We start from the raw sequence: 16,039 nt of genomic DNA, 5'->3' as shown, positions 1-16,039 counted from the left end.
ACCGGAATCGACAACACACATGACTGACGAAGTACGCCCCGAGCCGGCACACGAGCACGGCAAGATCGACCAGGTCGACCTGCAGTCGGAGATGCAGCGCAGCTACCTCGACTACGCGATGGCCGTCATCGTCGGCCGTGCGCTGCCCGACGTCCGCGACGGACTCAAGCCGGTGCACCGCCGCGTGATCTACGGCATGTACGACGGCGGCTTCCGCCCGGACAAGTCGTTCTCCAAGTGCGCCCGCGTCGTGGGCGAGGTCATGGGTCAGTACCACCCGCACGGCGACTCGGCGATCTACGACGCGCTCGTGCGTCTCGTGCAGCCGTGGTCGCTGCGCTACCCGCTCGCGCTCGGCCAGGGCAACTTCGGCTCCCCCGGCAACATGGGTGCCGCGGCCCCTCGATACACGGAGACCAAGATGGCTCCGCTCGCGCTCGAGATGGTGCGCGACATCGAAGAGGACACGGTCGACTTCACCGACAACTACGACGGTCAGACGCAGGAGCCGACGGTCCTGCCCGCGCGGTTCCCGAACCTGCTCGTCAACGGCTCTGTCGGCATCGCGGTCGGCATGGCGACGAACATCCCGCCGCACAACCTGCGTGAGGTGTCGGCTGCCGCGCTGTGGGCCCTCGACAACCCTGGCCTTCCCCGCGAGGAGCTCCTCGAGGGTCTGATCCAGCGCATCCCCGGCCCGGACTTCCCGACCGGCGCGCAGATCCTGGGCACCAAGGGCGTGCAGGAGGCGTACCGCACCGGCCGCGGCTCGATCACGATGCGCGCGGTCGTCAACGTCGAGGAGATCCAGGGCCGGACGTGCCTCGTGATCACCGAGCTGCCGTACCAGGTCAACCCCGACAACGTCGCCGTGAAGATCGGCGACCTCGCACGCGACGGCAAGATCACCGGAATCGCCGACATCCGTGACGAGTCCTCCGACCGCACGGGCCAGCGCCTCGTCGTCGTGCTCAAGCGCGACGCCGTCGCCAAGGTCGTGCTGAACAACCTCTACAAGCACACGCAGCTGCAGGAGAACTTCGGCGCGAACATGCTCGCGATCGTCGACGGCGTGCCGCGCACGCTCGCGATCGACGGCTTCGTCACGCACTGGATCACCCACCAGCTCGAAGTGATCGTGCGTCGCACGCGATTCCGTCTGGCCAAGGCCGAGCGTCGCATGCACATCCTGCGCGGCTACCTCAAGGCGCTCGACGCGCTCGACGAGGTCATCGCCCTGATCCGCCGCTCGGCGACGGTGGAGGATGCGCGCGACGGACTCAAGAAGCTCCTCGACATCGACGACGAGCAGGCGCAGGCCATCCTCGACATGCAGCTGCGTCGTCTGGCGGCTCTGGAGCGTCAGAAGATCCTCGATGAGGCGGCCGAGCTCGAGCGGCTCATCGCCGAGTACCAGGCGATCCTCGCCGACGAGTCGCTGCAGCGCGACATCATCCGGGAGGAGCTGACGGGCATCGTCGACCGCTTCGGTGACGAGCGACGCACGCACATCCTGCACGGGTTCGACGGCGACGTGTCGATGGAAGACCTCATCGCCGAGGAGGAGATGGTCGTCACCATCACCCGCGCCGGCTACATCAAGCGCACGCGCAGTGACAATTACCGCTCGCAGCACCGCGGCGGCAAGGGTATCAAGGGCGCGCAGCTGCGCGCCGATGACATCGTCGAGCACTTCTTCGTGACGACCACCCATCACTGGCTGCTGTTCTTCACTGACAAGGGTCGCGTCTACCGCTCCAAGACCTATGAGGTACCTGAGGCCGGTCGTGACGCGAAGGGGACGCACGTCGCGAACCTGCTCGCGCTCCAGCCGGATGAGAGCATCGCGCAGGTCCTCGACATCCGCGACTACGCGGTGGCCGACTACCTCGTGCTCGCCACTCGTGACGGCCTGGTCAAGAAGACCCGCCTCGACACCTATGACACCAACCGTCAGGGCGGCGTCATCGCCATCCGTCTGAACGACGAGGACGAGCTCGTCTCGGCGCTCATGGTGAACGCGGAGGACGACATCCTGCTCATCAGCCGTCGGGGCATGTCGGTGCGGTTCAGCGCGACCGACGAGGCTCTTCGTCCGATGGGACGAGCGACCGCCGGCGTCAAGGGCATGAAGTTCCGCGAGGGCGACAGTCTGCTGTCGGCATCCGTCGCGGCGCCCGGTCAGTTCGTGTTCGTGGTGACCGACGGCGGTTACGCCAAGCGCACCGCGATCGACGAGTACCGGGTCCAGGGACGCGGCGGATACGGCATCAAGGTCGCCAAGCTGAACGACGATCGGGGCACTCTCGCGGGTGGTCTGATGGTGTCTTCGGACGACGAGGTCTTGGTGGTTCTGTCCAGCGGCAAGGTGGTACGCTCTGCCGTGGCCGAGGTGCCTGCAAAGGGCCGCGACACCATGGGAGTGGTGTTCGCACGGACGACGGAAGCCGACCGGATCCTCGCCATCGCCCGCAACGGAGAGCGGGGCCTCACCGAAGAAGACGAATCGGATGAGGCGGACACGGAGTCCGAGACGACCGCCCCCGAGTCGAACGAGAACCCTGAGGAAGCAGACGCATGAGCACAGTAGCCGACAAGCTGGCGAAGAAGTCCACGCGCAAGACCAGTGGCAAGCAGGTGCGCCTGCGCCTCGTCTACATCGACTTCTGGTCGGCCGTGAAGCTCTCCTTCCTGGGCGCGGTCGCGTTGGCCATCGTGACGATGGTGTCGTTCTTCCTGATCTACCTGGTGCTGCAGGCGACCGGGATCCTCGCCCAGGCCGATGACTTCATCAGTCAGATCACCGACAACTCGGTGATCATCTCCGAGGTGGCAGGACTGCCGCAGGTGATGGCGTTCGCCGCCGTCGTCTCGATCCTCAACCTGATCGTCTTCACGGTGCTCGGCGCCGTCGTCGCCGGCATCTACAACGTCGCCGTCAAGGTGACCGGCGGTCTGCTCGTCGGCTTCATGTCGAACTGACGCACGGATTCACGAGGGGGCGGATGCGCATAGCATCCGCCCCCTCTGTCGTCGGGGTAGGGAAAACCCGAACCGGGGTGTCTGGCTGACTCGGTGTCGGCGCGATCAGCGCGGCCGTACCGTGGAGGCATGACCACTCAGACAGCCACGCCACCGCCACCGGTGACGGCCACGAAGCCGCCGCTGCGGATCTTCCTCACGATCCTGCATCTCGCGGGGATCGGCGTCATCGGCGGGTTCATCTTCGCGACCCTCTCCGGTCTCCTCGGCACCGGTCTCGGTCTGCTGTTCGCGGCCGGCGTCGGACTCGTGCTGCTCGTCGGACTCGTGTACGCGCTGTTCGGCGTGGGCTGGTTCGAGGTCGAGCGGGTCGGTGCGCTCTACCGCACCCCGATCGCCCCGCTGCGCTGGCGGCCGCGTGATCGCCCGGGCTTCGGCGGGTGGCTGCGGTCCCTCGGCCGACAGGCGATCGACGGCCGGATGTGGCGAGCCCTCGCCAACTTCGCCATCACCGCGGTGCTCGGCTGGGTCGTGCTGCGTCTCGCCTTCGGCGTGATCTGGTCGATCGTGATCTCCTTCGCGCCGCTGACCGGCGCTGATGCCGTGATGGGGCCGTTCGGAGGCGGAGGCATCGATCCCGCCTGGGCGCCGCTCATCGGCATCCTCGGCCTCGCCGCCTGCCTCGCCGGCATGATCGGGCTCGCACTCCTCAACCGGACGCTCTCCCTCGCGATCGTCGCGCGCAGTCGGGAGGCGGAGCTCACAGAGCGCGTTCGCACCAGCAGCGCCCAGCGTGAGGGGGCGGTGCGCGCCGCGGATGTGGAGCGCACCCGCATCGAGCGGGACCTGCACGACGGCGTCCAGCCGCGTCTGGTCTCGGTCGGTATGACGCTGGGCCTCGCGCAGCAGAAGATCGACAACGACCCGAATGCCGCGAAGGAGCTGATCGCCGAGGCGCACACCTCGACGAAGGCGGCCATCACCGAACTCCGGCAGCTCGCACGGGGCATCCACGCCTCCGTCCTCGACGATCGCGGACTGGATGCGGCGCTCTCGGCGCTCGCCGGTCGATCGCACATCCCGGTGAGCCTCGATGTGCGGATGGACGGTCGGTGCAGCCGCGAGGCGGAAGCCGCCGTGTACTTCTCCATCGCCGAATCCCTCACCAACGCGGCCAAGCACTCGAGGGCCAGCGAGGCCAGGGTCACCGTCCGCCTTCGCGATGGCGGGGTCCTCTGGGCTCGCGTCGAGGACAACGGCATGGGCGGTGCGCAGGTGCAGCCAGGCGGAGGCCTCGACGGCATCGCGAACCGCATCCTGGCCGCCGGCGGCACATTCCGCCTCGAGAGCCCCGTGGGCGGACCGACCAGCCTGGAGGTGAATGTGCCATGCGCATCCTGATCTGCGAGGACTCCGTCCTGCTCCGCGAAGGACTCGTGCGCCTGCTCGAGGACGCCGGTCACACGGTGGTCGCGGCTCTGCCCGATACCCAAGGTCTCACCGAAGCCGTCGCCGAGATGGCACCCGAGCTGTGCATCCTCGACGTCCGGCTTCCGCCGACATTCACCGATGAGGGGATCCGCGCGGCGCTGGGACTTCGCGCCACCGACCCGGCGCTGCCGCTGCTGGTGCTCTCTCAGTACGTCGAGGAGCGCTACGCATCCGACCTGATCGCCGCGCAGGGAGGGCCCCTCGGGTACCTCCTCAAGGATCGCGTCGCCGATGTCGCCGAGTTCCTCGCCTCGGTGCAGCGGATCTCGGAGGGGGCAACCGTGCTCGATCCCGAGGTCGTCGCGCAGCTGCTGACGCGGCGCAACCGGGACGATCGGATGCAGCGGCTCACCGAGCGGGAGCGCACCGTGCTCGCGCTGATCGCGGAGGGGAAGTCGAACCAGGCGATCGCCGGGCTTCTCTTCCTCTCCGAGGCCAGCGTCGAGAAGCACATCACCGCGATCTTCCAGAAGCTGGGCTTCGAACAGGGCGAATCGGGCAACCGCCGCGTGCTGGCGGCCCTCGCGCACATCGAGAACACGGGCGGCACCGCGCCGACCACACAGACAGGAGTGGGACGATGACCACGAACGACGGCGACTTCCAGGGCGGACACATCCCGCTGACACCGCCTCCGGCTTCGGGGCCAGAGCAGCAGCCGCCGGCGCCCGCGCCAGGGTCACCGGATCGGGGACCGGCCGCCCCCGGGCGCTCGTCCGGTACGACGGCGATCATGGTCGTGACCGCGATCGTCGGCGGCGTGGCCCTGCTCGGCGCCGGCGGCACGGCTGCGGTCGCGGCGACGGGGAGCCTGATGGCGTCATCCACCGGCGGCAGCGATTCCGTGCTGACCGAGGATGCGTCCGGCATCACGGCCATCGACCTCGATGTGGATGCCGGCGACATGCGGATCGAGTTCGGCGACGTCGATGAGGCGGAGCTCGCGGTGAGCAACGGGCGAGGGTCGGCCTGGACGCTCGAGCGCGATGGAGACGAGCTGGTGGTCCGGAGCCCCGAGTTCCGGTTCGGATGGTGGTTCGGCAGCTGGTTCGGCGACGACGAGTCGGCGGTGCTGACGCTGCCGGAGGACCTCCGTGAGGAGGCGCTGGATGCCGAACTCACCCTCGACGCGGGCAGCCTCGATGTCGTGGGCGATTTCGGGGTTCTCGACGTCACCGTCAATGCGGGTGCGCTGGATGTCGAGGGGTCAGCGGAAAGCCTGACGCTCGACATGAGTGCCGGTCGTGCGGACGGCGTGCTCGACGATGTCGACGTCGCCGACCTCGGCGTATCTGCCGGCACGGTCGACATGGAACTCACGGGCCGGGCACCGTCGCAGACGACTGTCGACGTCAGTGCGGGTTCGGTCGACCTCACCGTTCCGGACGAGTCCTACGACGTCATCCAGGACGTCAGCGCCGGGTCGCTCGACGTCACCGTGGATCGGTCCTCCGACACCCCGAACATGATCGACGTGTCGCTCTCTGCAGGCAGCGTGACCATCCGCCCCGGTCGCTGATCGGGGTCGAGCGCGGGGACCCGCCGGGGTCTCCGCGCTCGATTGGGTATTTCGGGGAATCTCCGGTAAAGTTTCGGAGGTTGACGGGCCCATAGCTCAGGCGGTTAGAGCGCTTCACTGATAATGAAGAGGTCCCAGGTTCAAGTCCTGGTGGGCCCACTCCTCAACTCAAGAATTACCCTCACGGGGCCTTAGCTCAGTTGGTAGAGCGCCTGCTTTGCAAGCAGGATGTCAGGAGTTCGAATCTCCTAGGCTCCACACTGTGTTGAGACAGTTCGAGAAGGCCCCGCCATCGTGCGGGGCCTTCTCGTTTCTGCCGGTGCGAGTTCGCACACCGATCCCTCTCAGGAGTCTGGCTAGTTTTCAACCCCCCTTCACACATCGGATCGACGCGCGTAGCGTGCTCGCATGACCAACGGGGAGACGATGATCCAGACCGAGGTGGTCTTCGACGGCGCACGGTTCCTGCTCGCGCAGGATCAGGACGTCGATGATCTCCGCCGACGCATCGAGGCTGCAGCCAAGACGGCCGGCACCTTCGTCGACATGGTGGTGGTGGGGAACAAGGCGGTCAGCGTACTGATCACCTCCAGCACGCAGGTGACGATCAGCGTCGCGACGGTCGCGTACGATCCGCGGGACACCGGCGACGTGGACTTCCCGTACAGCGGGTACCTCGACGCTATGTGAGGGAGGGCGGCTACAGAGCCGACCCCCGAATGATCCGCACCGGCCCCTTCGCCTCGCGGATGCTCACGGCTGTGCCCTTCTGCGTGACGACGACCTCATCTCGGTCTGCAAGATCGGCGGCGACGCGGCGGACCTCCGGCATGAGTGCGCGCCACGACGATCCGCCGATGGTGCGGGCGACGTCGCTCGGACAGATCGAGGACTCGCTCCGCTTGCGGACGAGGGTGCGCACGGTTGCGGCGATCCGCTCGTCGAAGTCCGCACCGGCACGCGACTCCCACCATGGCCTGCCTCGCTCCCCCAGTGCAGTCTTGGCATCGTGGACCCTTCGACGCGCGTCCGGGTCCTGGCTCTTCACGGCGCGTCGCGCCGACATCAGCTCGTCCACGAGCTCCTGTCGGAAGTTCTCAGGAATCGACGGATCGGTCGACCGCCAGCGCCGTCCTTCGACCACGATGTGGTGTCCGTCGGCCGTGTGCTCTGGACCCGTCGACCTGTCCTGAGCATCTGCGTCTTCCGTTGACATGGGAAGAGTCTGACGAGGGGCTGCGCGCCGGCCTAGGGGCTTGACCCGCCGGCGCGCCGCCCGACCCTCAGTGCCCTCAGGCCCGACGATCCCTCAAGAGACTCTTGACGCGGAGAACGGATACGTCGTAATCTCCCGCGGTGCGGACGGCGCTACACCGCGGTGAGGCTGTGCGGGGCGACATTGAGGCGCTCGCACCCGTCAGCCGTCACGACGACGATGTCCTCGATGCGCGCGCCCCACTCCCCGGCGAAGTAGATCCCCGGTTCGATGCTGAAGGCCATGCCCTCGCGGAGGACGAGGTCGTTGCCCGGTGCGATGTAGGGCTCCTCGTGCACCGAGACGCCGATGCCGTGACCGGTGCGATGCAGGAAGGCGTCTCCGAGGCCGGCCTCCGCGAGGACCGTCCTCGCCGCGGCATCCACCTGCTCCGCCGTCGCCCCCGGACGCACCGCGTCGACCGCCGCCTGCTGGGCGCGCACCAGGACGGCGGTCCGCTCGGCGGCCTCGTCGCTCGGAGTGCCGACCACGTAAGTCCGCGTGCTGTCGGAGTTGTAGCCGGAAGGCACCGCTCCCCCGATGTCGACCACGACGATCTCGCCGTCCCCGATGACGCGATCCGAGACCTCGTGGTGCGGGTCAGCGCCATGCGGCCCCGATCCGACGATCACGAACTCGACAGAGCGGTGCCCCTCGGAGACGATCGCCTCGGCGATGTCGGCCGCGACCTCTCGCTCGGTCCGACCGGCGCGCAGCCACTCCGGCACGCGGCGATGCACGGCGTCGATCGCCTCGCCGGCCCGGCGCAGCTCCGCGACCTCCTGCGCATCCTTGATCATCCGCCCCTCGCGCAGCACGGGAGTGGCGAGTTCGAACCGCACAGCCAACCGCTCGGCGAGGGGGACGACGTGCAGAGCAGGCAGGGCGTCTGAAACGCCGACGCGACCTGCACGACCGAGGGCGTCCGCGACCAGAGCGTATGGGTCCTCTCCGTCGACCCAGTCCGACACCGCGAGACCGAGCTCGCCGACGGCCGTCGCCCTGACCTTCGCGAGCTCCATGCGCGGCACGATGATCGTCGGCTCGCGGTCGGGGCCGAAGACGAGGGCGGTCAGCCGCTCGATCGTGTCACCCTCGACACCGACCAGGTACTGCAGGTCGGGGCCGGGGCCGACGATGACGCCGTCGAGTCCTGCGGTGGATGCCAGCTCCCGGGCGCGATCGAGACGGGATGCGTAGACGGATGCGGGGAACGGCAGTGTGCTCACGGCATCCACGCTAGTGCTCGATCGCTCGGGTCTGCGAGCCTTCAGCCGACAGCGAGGCGAATGCGCTCCGCCAGTACCCGGCGGTTCGCATCGGTGAGATCGAGCAGCGCGTAGGCGGTCGGCCACATCGTGCCGTCGTCGAGGTTCGAGATCGGCTCGAAACCGAAGGTGCCGTAGCGAACCTTGAACTTGCTCGCCGGCTGGAAGAAGCAGAGGACCTTGCCGTCCTTCCCCCACGCCGGCATGCCGTAGTAGGTCCGCGGCATGAGCTCGGGGGCGACTTCTGTCACGAGCTCGTGCAACGCCTTCGACAGTTCGCGATCCTTATCGTCAGGCAGCTTGGCGATCGCCGCCTCGAGATCGGCGACGCCCTCGGCGCGCACCTCCTCCGGGGTCTTCTTCGCGCGGGACCGCGACTTGCGCTTGTCTGCGGCGGCCTCCTTCATCGCCTCGCGTTCCTCGGCGCTGAAGTTCTTGTCGTTGTCAGCCATCATGGCTCCTTTCACGGGTGGTCTGCGATGGATCCCACAGTAGGGATGCCGCTGCCTCCCCCGCTTCTCGATTCCTGATCGATGGTTCGATGACGTCGAGTCCCATGAAGGTCATGACCGGGGTCGGAGCGGGTTTCGTCCAGGGTCGTCGCGCGCGTTCGTCCGCGGATTCGCGGGCATTAGGGTGGGTGCATGGACATGCGGGTCGCGGCATACGCGGTCGTCACCGATGACGACGGGCGCATCCTTCTCGCGCGGTGGACCGAGGGTCGCCGAGTGGCGTGGACGATGCCGGGCGGAGGGTTGGAGCCCGGAGAGGCGCCCGAAGACGCGGTGCGACGGGAACTACGCGAAGAGACCGGCTACACGGTCAAGGTCGGTGAGCTGCTAGGCATCCACTCCCGGGTGATCCCGGCCAGTCAGCGGGTGAACGCCTCGGACCAGCCGCTGCACACCCTGCGCATCGTGTACCGGGCGTCGGTGAGCGGCGGAAGGCTGACGTTCGAGACCGACGGCTCGACGGACATGGCCGAGTGGTTCCCGCTCAAGGCAGTGCACGACCTGCAGAGGGTGAAGCTCGTCGACATCGCCCTGCGCATGGCGGGCATCCTCTGACCTCGTCACGGTACGGACGCAGGTCGGTCAGTCCCGAGGCTCCTCTGGAACGGAGATGTCTGCGACGGTCGCCCCGTAGGCGGCGATGAGATCGTCCGCCTCGACGAACAGGCTGTAGCCGTGCGAACCAGCCCCCATGGCGATGCGGTGGCCGACGATGGACTCGTCGGCGAACACGGGCCAGTCGGTGGTGCTGCCGATCGGCACGATGGTCCCCCGTTCGTAGCCCGTGGCCGCGAGAGCGAGGTCCGGCTCGGGCAGGCGGAGCTTGTTCACGCCCACGACCGCGCGCAGCTTGGGCCAGGAGATCGACCGACCACCGGGCACGAGCGCGAAGAGATAGGTGTCATCGGAACGCTTGACGACGAGGGTCTTCACGATTCCCGAGGGGAGGATGCCGAGCAGTTCGGCGGCCTCGGCGAGACTCTGAGCGGCGGGGCGCTCCCGGATCTCGATCTCGAGGCCCCGCGCCGCGGCGGCATCCCTCACGCGAGCATGGAGATCCCCCGGCGCGTCGGCCGGGGGCTCCGTGTTCGATGTCACGCGTTGGGAGCGGACAGCGGGTCGTCGGCGACCCAGAGCTCGTCATCCGCGCGCAGTGCCTGCCATGCGGCGTAGAGCACGCCGACGGCTGCGGCCGCACCGAGGATGATGGCGATCACCGAACCGACGCTCGGGCCCTTGGGCTCCGGCTTGGTGGCCTTCCTGACCTGCTTGACGACGCCCTGGCGCTTGGAGTTCGCGACGTCCCACGCGGTGAGCGCGGTGCCGACGACGCCTCCGACGATCGGGACGACCTTGTCGTCGACGACGTGCTGGCCGAAGCGCACGCTACGGTCGACGACGGGCGCGACCCGACGGTTGTAGGTGTCCTGCACGACAGGTCCGACCTGCTCACGACCGAAGTGGCCGAGCTGGCGACCAGCCTCGCGTGCGACGTCGGCTGCGTGACCGACGAGTACCTGCTGGTTCTCCCAGAGCTGGTTCGCGTCGGCCTGAAGACGACGCAGTTCCTTCTTCCGCTTGCGGCTGATGCTCACGATGCTCTCCTGTCGATTGGAGTACGGATTCCCCATCTTGCCACGCGACCCTGGGTGGGGGGAGGGAATCGCCGAACCCTTGCGTCTCACGGCGATCAGCGCTAGACGACGGCCAACTCATGGGAAGCTCTGCGAGAATGGATGCATGGCTCACGCTTCTCATGTCGCAACCCTGCACACCAACCACGGTGACATCGTCATCAACCTCTTCGGCGACCACGCCCCCAAGACGGTGAAGAACTTCGTCGGCCTCGCCGACGGCACCCAGGACTGGACCCACCCCGCCACTGGCAAGCCCGGCGAGGGTCCTCTCTACAAGGACGTCATCTTCCACCGCATCATCCCCAACTTCATGATCCAGGGCGGCGACCCGCTCGGACAGGGAGTCGGCGGTCCCGGCTACAACTTCGACGACGAGATCAACATGGAGCTCAACTTCAACGAGCCCTACATCCTCGCGATGGCCAACGCAGGCCTGCGTCGGAACGCCATCACGGGCAAGCCCGAGGGCACTAACGGATCGCAGTTCTTCATCACGACCGACCCCACCCCGTGGCTTCAGGGCAAGCACACGATCTTCGGCGAGGTCGCGGATGACGCCTCGAAGGCCGTCGTCGACGCGATCGCCGCTGTGCCGACCGCTGCGGGCGACCGCCCGATCGAGCCCGTCGTGCTGCAGTCGATCGACATCGTCGCGGCCTGACGCCGACGCTGGCCGATCCGGATGACCACGCCTGAGTTCGCGGACAACCGCGACAACTTCTGCTACCGGCATCCGGATCGGCAGAGCTTCGTGCTCTGCCAGCGGTGCCTGCGCACGATCTGCCCCGAGTGCCAGACGCAGGCGGCCGTCGGGGTCATCTGCCCGGAGTGCATGGCAGCAGAGCGCAAGAACCGCACCCCGGCGCAGAAGCGCGCCGAGCGCCGCTGGGGTGGTCGTAACACCGCGACCGCGATGGTGCGCAGTGGCAAGCCCCTCGTCACGTACGTGCTGCTCGCGGTGACCTCGTTCATCGGCCTCGTGCAGATGATCCCCGGGATCGGCACCACGGTCACACAGCTGCTGCTGTTCGCGCCGAGGTTCCTGTACCCGGATCTCTTCCTCCTGCCCTTCGAGCCGTGGCGCCTGCTGACCGGCGTGTTCGTCCACGGCGGGTTCTTCCACCTGGCGCTGAACATGCTCGCCCTGTGGATGCTGGGGCAGAACCTCGAGCCGATGCTGGGACGGGCGCGGTACCTGGCGCTCTACCTCATCAGCGGTCTCGGGGGCTCCGTCGCCGTCGCCGTCCTGGATCCGGGAGGCGCGACGGTAGGCGCCTCGGGAGCGATCTTCGGCCTCATGGCTGCACTGCTGATCATCGGCCGACACATCGGCGCGAACGTCACGGGGATCCTCGTCATCCTCGGGATCAACTTCGTGCTCGGATTCGTCATCGGCGGGATCGCCTGGCAGGCGCATCTCGGCGGGGCGATCGTGGGAGCTCTCGTCGCATTCATCCTCACCAGGACGAGGCGCCGGGAACAGCGCACGGCGCAGATCCTGCTCCTCGCCGCGGTCGTCGTCGCGCTGGTCCTGATCGTCGCGTTCCTGCCACCGATCCTCATCACGACGGTTTTCACCTGATCGCGAGTTGTTAACAGGGTTGTTAACCCCTGTGAATAACATCCGTGTAATTCTCCCCATGTTGGGGATAACCTGTGGATAACTCTGCAGCTGTCGTCCTATGCAAGAAGGCCCCTCGCGACTGCGAGGGGCCTTCTTCGACGTGAGGGCGGCGTCAGCGCCAGCGGGTGGTCATCAGGAATCCGATCAGGGCGATGCCGAGGCCGATCGCGAGGTTCCAGTTGTCCAGACCCGGGATCGGGAACTGCATGCCGGAGATGTAGAACACGAGGATCCAGATCAGGCCCAGCAGCATGAAGCCGATCATCACCGGCTTGAACCACACGGCGTTGGGCGCGGCGTCACCTTCGCTGCGCTGAACTTCGGGTTCTTCAGTGTTGCGGTCACGTGCCATTCCCACAGTGTACCCAAGAGTCGTATATCGCACCGAGAAACCGCGGCGGGTGGGACGGGTTCAGATCAGAGGGATAAAATCGCGGCATGACCGCATCCGTCGTCTCGGGGGAGCGACGCGCAGGCCGTCGCCGTCCTCGCTCGCGCGCCACCTTCACGAGCGTCCTCGGCGAGCTCCTGCTCACGGCCGGAGCGCTGGTGCTTCTCTTCGTCGCGTGGCAGATGTGGATCGGCGACATCATCATCAGCGCGCAGAAGAACGATGAGGGCGCGGCCGTCTCGCAGGAGTGGGCGAGCGGGCCCACGCCGGAGCTGCCACCCGTCGTCGAGGGAGACGACGGCACCACGACCTTCGAGCCGGTGATCCCCGCGCCGCCGGCCGATACCGAACGTCTCGGCCAGATGCACATCCCGCGGTTCGGATCCGCCTACAACGTGGGCATCTACGGCGGCACCACCAGAGCGCGCACGCTCGACAAGCTCGGCATCGGCGTCTACACCGATTCGAAGATGCCCGGTGAAGTCGGCAACTTCGCGATGGCGGGGCACCGCACCACCTGGGGCAAGCCGTTCAACCAGCTCGACAAGCTGCAGCTCGGCGATGCGATCGTCGTCGAGACACCGGACGGCTGGTTCACCTACCGGTTCCGCACGCTCGAGTACGTCAAGCCCACGCAGACAGAGGTCCTGCTCGACGTCCCGCAGATGCCGGGAGCGCAGACGGGGGAGAAGTACATCACCCTCACCGCCTGCTCGCCGTTGTACTCGCTGGCAGAGCGCATCGTCGCCTACGGGGTGTACGAGAGCTTCCAGCCGAGAGCCGAGGGTCCGCCCCCGGCTCTGACCGACCCGCCACCGCCGCCCGCCGGGCCGTCGATCTAACCGAACGGAACGAGACGACTCATGTACGCCGCACTCTGGCGCATCCTCCCCGGTCCGTGGTGGCTGAAGCTGTTCATCCTCGTTGTGCTCATCGCTGCCGTGCTCTACGGACTCTTCTGGTACGTCTTCCCCTGGGTGAGCCCCCTCATCACGCCGGGCGAGGTCGACCTCGAATGACCCGTGTGCTCGTCGTGGACAACCACGACAGCTTCGTGCACACCCTGGTCGGGTACCTGCGCGAACTCGGCGCCGAGGTCGAGATGGTCGAGGCGGATGCCGTCGACATCCCCGCCCTCGATGAGCTGCTCACGGCGTTCGACGCCGTGATGATCTCCCCTGGCCCAGGCACTCCGGCGGACGCCGGTGCCTCACTCGACGTCGTGCGCGCTGCGGCGCGGCGGTGGACGCCTCTCCTCGGCGTGTGCCTCGGTCACCAGGCGATCGGGGAGGCGTTCGGCACGACCGTCACGGAGGCGCCGGAGCTCATGCACGGCATGGTGTCGAGCGTGACGCACGACGGGTCAGCGCTGTTCAGCGGCATCCCCTCGCCGTTCGACGTGGGCCGTTACCACTCGCTCGCCCTCGACGAGTCCGCCCTACCGGACGACCTCGTCGTGACCGCCCGCACCGACAGTGGCACCGTCATGGCTCTCGCGCACGCCCGACTGCCCATCGTCGGGGTGCAGTTCCACCCCGAGAGCGTGCTCACCGAGGGCGGATACCGCCTGCTCGCGAACTGGCTCGCCTCCGTCGGCGACGCGGATGCCGTGGCGCGCTCCGAACGGCTGCACCCGGTGTCGGGCGCGGACCTGCGGCCCGATCAGCCGGCGGCGGCGCAGTAACGCAGCTCGACCGTCGACCCGATCGCGACATCGCCGGGGGCGACGGACATCGATGCGACCGTCGGCGGGTTCGTCGGCTCGCAGTCGGTGAGCTCCACGGGCTGTGCCGTGAGCCCGATGCGTTCGAGCTCGGCCTCAGCGGCCTCCATCGTCCACCCCGAGACATCGGTCAGGGTCACGCGACCGCTGGCGACGACGAGGTTCACGACGGTCTTGGGTGCGACCTCGCTCTCGGCGGTCTCGCTCGCCTCCATGACCGTCCCGGCGGCGAGACCCTTGTCGTTGCGTTGGATCACCGTGCCGAGCTGCAGTCCGGCGCTCGCGATGGCCTCCTTCGCTGCCGCCACCGAGAGCCCTTCCAGCGTCGGCACCACGACCGTCTCTTTGCCGGAAGACACGTAGAGGGTGACGGAGTCGCCTTCGTTCACCGCAGTTCCGGGTTCGGGGTCGGTGCGGATGACGTTGCCCTCGGCGACGTCGTTGCTCGACTCGAGCACGAGCTTCGAGGTGAGGTCGAGCTCGCCGAGATCCTCCTGCGCGCGCTCGGACGAGACGTTCACGAGGTCGGGGACCACGCGCGAGCTGGTGGGCACGTCGTCAGGCCGCATGCTGATTGTCCACACCCAGAAGAGGACGGATGCCAGCAGCACGGCGAGCAGGGCGACGCCGGCCCAGATCCAGGCCACCGGGGGACCGGACTGGGTGCGCGCCATCGTCGTGTCGGTGCTCAGCTGTCGCAGAGACCGTGCCGTCTCCTGGGCCGCGCGGGGGCTCGGACCGTAGAGCTCGCTCGTGAGAGCGCCCAGCTCCTTGCGGGTGGGGGCATGGCCGGCGACGGCGGAATCCAGCGCCGCGCGGAAATGCGCGGCATCCGGATACCGCTGGTACGGATCCTTCGCCAGGGCGCGCAGGACGATCGGGTCGAGAGCGCCGGGAGAGTCCTCGTTCACCTCGGTCGGGGGAACAGGCGTCTCACTCACGTGCTGGTACGCGACAGCGACCGGCGATTCACCACGGAAGGGCTGGCGACCGGTGAGCAGTTCGTAGAGGACCACGCCGGTGGAGTAGAGGTCGGCCCGTGCATCGACGGGCTCGCCCTTGGCCTGCTCGGGGGAGAAGTACGCGGCCGTGCCGATGATCTGCGTGGTCTCGGCCACGGTCGACGAGGAGTCGGACACCGCGCGGGCGATGCCGAAGTCCATGACCTTGACCTGCCCCTTCTCGGTGACCATCACGTTGCCGGGCTTGATGTCGCGATGAACGACGCCGGCGCGGTGGGAGTAGTCGAGTGCCTCGAGGATGCCGTCGACATAGCGCACCGCGTCATCGACGGGGACGGGGCCGTTCGCGATGATGTCCTTCAGCAGCGTGCCGCTGATGAGCTCCATGATGATGTACGGCGGTTCGTCGGTGCTGCTGTCGGTCGTCGAGGGGTCACCGGCGTCGTAGACGCGCACGATCGACGGGTGCGACATGCGCGAGGCGGACTGCGCCTCGAGGCGGAACCGGGTTCGGAATGCCGTGTCGCGGGCCAGCTCGGGGTCGAGGATCTTGATCGCGACCGCGCGGCCGAGGGTCAGGTCGTACCCGCGGTAGACCTTCGCCATGCCGCCGTGACCGATGAGTTCGTCGACGCGATAGCGTCCCGCGAGAACGCGTGGCTCTGTCGACACGTA

At 67.6% G+C, this 16,039-nt stretch carries 19 protein-coding genes and 2 tRNA genes; 14 read left to right on the top strand and 7 right to left on the bottom strand.

Going from position 1 to position 16,039, the window contains the following annotated elements; translation table 11 throughout:
- Positions 1-19: 19 nt before the first annotated feature.
- The 8 genes from gyrA to BLW44_RS01655 all read left to right on the top strand — a co-directional run bounded on the left by gyrA (position 20) and on the right by BLW44_RS01655 (position 6,682).
- Positions 20-2,581 (top strand): DNA gyrase subunit A, encoded by a 2,562-nt coding sequence (gyrA, locus tag BLW44_RS01690; protein WP_060926222.1) that lies wholly within the window; start codon positions 20-22, stop codon positions 2,579-2,581.
- On the top strand, positions 2,578-2,982 hold the full coding sequence (locus BLW44_RS01685) for a DUF3566 domain-containing protein (RefSeq protein WP_060926223.1): 405 nt from the start codon (positions 2,578-2,580) through the stop codon (positions 2,980-2,982). Before gyrA ends, BLW44_RS01685 begins: the two co-directional genes overlap by 4 nt.
- A gap of 129 nt (positions 2,983-3,111) precedes the next feature.
- Entirely contained in the window at positions 3,112-4,383 is a 1,272-nt protein-coding gene (locus BLW44_RS01680; RefSeq protein WP_060926224.1) for a sensor histidine kinase, read from the top strand.
- Positions 4,371-5,057 (top strand): LuxR C-terminal-related transcriptional regulator, encoded by a 687-nt coding sequence (locus BLW44_RS01675; protein ID WP_060926225.1) that lies wholly within the window; start codon positions 4,371-4,373, stop codon positions 5,055-5,057. Before BLW44_RS01680 ends, BLW44_RS01675 begins: the two co-directional genes overlap by 13 nt.
- Positions 5,054-5,992: a DUF4097 family beta strand repeat-containing protein gene (locus BLW44_RS01670; RefSeq protein ID WP_245647365.1), complete on the top strand. Its 939-nt coding sequence runs from the start codon at positions 5,054-5,056 to the stop codon at positions 5,990-5,992. The genes BLW44_RS01675 and BLW44_RS01670 overlap by 4 nt, the downstream gene beginning before the upstream one ends.
- 85 nt (positions 5,993-6,077) lie before the next feature.
- Positions 6,078-6,151, top strand: a tRNA-Ile gene (locus tag BLW44_RS01665).
- 26 nt (positions 6,152-6,177) lie between these two features.
- Positions 6,178-6,250, top strand: a tRNA-Ala gene (locus tag BLW44_RS01660).
- 150 nt (positions 6,251-6,400) lie between these two features.
- Entirely contained in the window at positions 6,401-6,682 is a 282-nt protein-coding gene (locus BLW44_RS01655; RefSeq protein ID WP_060926227.1) for a hypothetical protein, read from the top strand.
- Between the two features lie 10 nt (positions 6,683-6,692).
- Here the strand turns inward: BLW44_RS01655 and BLW44_RS01650 are convergent, their stop codons facing one another.
- The 3 genes from BLW44_RS01650 to BLW44_RS01640 form a co-directional block, all read right to left on the bottom strand.
- A complete protein-coding gene (locus BLW44_RS01650; RefSeq protein WP_060926228.1) occupies positions 6,693-7,208 on the bottom strand; it encodes a DUF3253 domain-containing protein in 516 nt (171 codons plus the stop codon).
- A 152-nt stretch (positions 7,209-7,360) separates the two neighbouring features.
- On the bottom strand, positions 7,361-8,476 hold the full coding sequence (locus BLW44_RS01645; RefSeq protein ID WP_060926270.1) for a M24 family metallopeptidase: 1,116 nt from the start codon (positions 8,474-8,476) through the stop codon (positions 7,361-7,363).
- A gap of 41 nt (positions 8,477-8,517) precedes the next feature.
- Positions 8,518-8,967 carry a DUF1801 domain-containing protein gene (locus BLW44_RS01640; protein ID WP_060926229.1) on the bottom strand — a complete coding sequence of 150 codons (450 nt, stop codon included), beginning with the start codon at positions 8,965-8,967 and terminating at the stop codon, positions 8,518-8,520.
- Between the two features lie 192 nt (positions 8,968-9,159).
- Between BLW44_RS01640 and BLW44_RS01635 the strand changes: the two genes are divergently transcribed.
- Entirely contained in the window at positions 9,160-9,582 is a 423-nt protein-coding gene (locus BLW44_RS01635; protein ID WP_060926230.1) for an NUDIX hydrolase, read from the top strand.
- 27 nt (positions 9,583-9,609) lie between these two features.
- Here the strand turns inward: BLW44_RS01635 and BLW44_RS01630 are convergent, their stop codons facing one another.
- A complete protein-coding gene (locus BLW44_RS01630; protein WP_174521344.1) occupies positions 9,610-10,071 on the bottom strand; it encodes an aminoacyl-tRNA deacylase in 462 nt (153 codons plus the stop codon).
- A gap of 50 nt (positions 10,072-10,121) precedes the next feature.
- Positions 10,122-10,622, bottom strand: a complete 501-nt coding sequence (locus BLW44_RS01625) for a hypothetical protein (RefSeq protein WP_060926231.1) — start codon at positions 10,620-10,622, stop codon at positions 10,122-10,124.
- A 145-nt stretch (positions 10,623-10,767) separates the two neighbouring features.
- On the opposite strand from BLW44_RS01625, the gene BLW44_RS01620 reads away from it, so the two are divergent.
- Positions 10,768-11,325: a peptidylprolyl isomerase gene (locus tag BLW44_RS01620; RefSeq protein ID WP_060926232.1), complete on the top strand. Its 558-nt coding sequence runs from the start codon at positions 10,768-10,770 to the stop codon at positions 11,323-11,325.
- 21 nt (positions 11,326-11,346) lie between these two features.
- Positions 11,347-12,246, top strand: a complete 900-nt coding sequence (locus BLW44_RS01615; protein WP_060926233.1) for a rhomboid family intramembrane serine protease — start codon at positions 11,347-11,349, stop codon at positions 12,244-12,246.
- A 154-nt stretch (positions 12,247-12,400) separates the two neighbouring features.
- Here BLW44_RS01615 and BLW44_RS01610 read toward each other — a convergent pair whose 3' ends face one another.
- Positions 12,401-12,640, bottom strand: a complete 240-nt coding sequence (locus BLW44_RS01610; RefSeq protein ID WP_060926234.1) for a cell division protein CrgA — start codon at positions 12,638-12,640, stop codon at positions 12,401-12,403.
- Between the two features lie 86 nt (positions 12,641-12,726).
- On the opposite strand from BLW44_RS01610, the gene BLW44_RS01605 reads away from it, so the two are divergent.
- The 3 genes from BLW44_RS01605 to BLW44_RS01600 are packed head-to-tail and all read left to right on the top strand — an operon-like array spanning position 12,727 to position 14,363.
- Positions 12,727-13,521, top strand: coding sequence for a class E sortase (locus BLW44_RS01605; protein ID WP_060926235.1), 795 nt, complete (start codon positions 12,727-12,729; stop codon positions 13,519-13,521).
- A gap of 21 nt (positions 13,522-13,542) precedes the next feature.
- Positions 13,543-13,698, top strand: a complete 156-nt coding sequence (locus BLW44_RS17910; protein ID WP_167347452.1) for a hypothetical protein — start codon at positions 13,543-13,545, stop codon at positions 13,696-13,698.
- The gene (locus tag BLW44_RS01600) at positions 13,695-14,363 is read left to right on the top strand and encodes an anthranilate synthase component II (RefSeq protein ID WP_060926236.1); all 669 of its coding nucleotides are present in this window, start codon (positions 13,695-13,697) and stop codon (positions 14,361-14,363) included. Before BLW44_RS17910 ends, BLW44_RS01600 begins: the two co-directional genes overlap by 4 nt.
- Here BLW44_RS01600 and pknB read toward each other — a convergent pair.
- Positions 14,342-16,036: a Stk1 family PASTA domain-containing Ser/Thr kinase gene (gene pknB, locus BLW44_RS01595; RefSeq protein WP_060926237.1), complete on the bottom strand. Its 1,695-nt coding sequence runs from the start codon at positions 16,034-16,036 to the stop codon at positions 14,342-14,344. The two genes, BLW44_RS01600 and pknB, sit on opposite strands and share 22 nt — an antisense overlap.
- Positions 16,037-16,039: the final 3 nt, after the last annotated feature.

The organism is Microbacterium hydrocarbonoxydans, assembly GCF_900105205.1.
Taxonomy (GTDB): domain Bacteria; phylum Actinomycetota; class Actinomycetes; order Actinomycetales; family Microbacteriaceae; genus Microbacterium; species Microbacterium hydrocarbonoxydans.
Note: the sequence above shows the minus strand (reverse complement) of the source record. Positions and strands in the feature narration are given on the sequence as shown.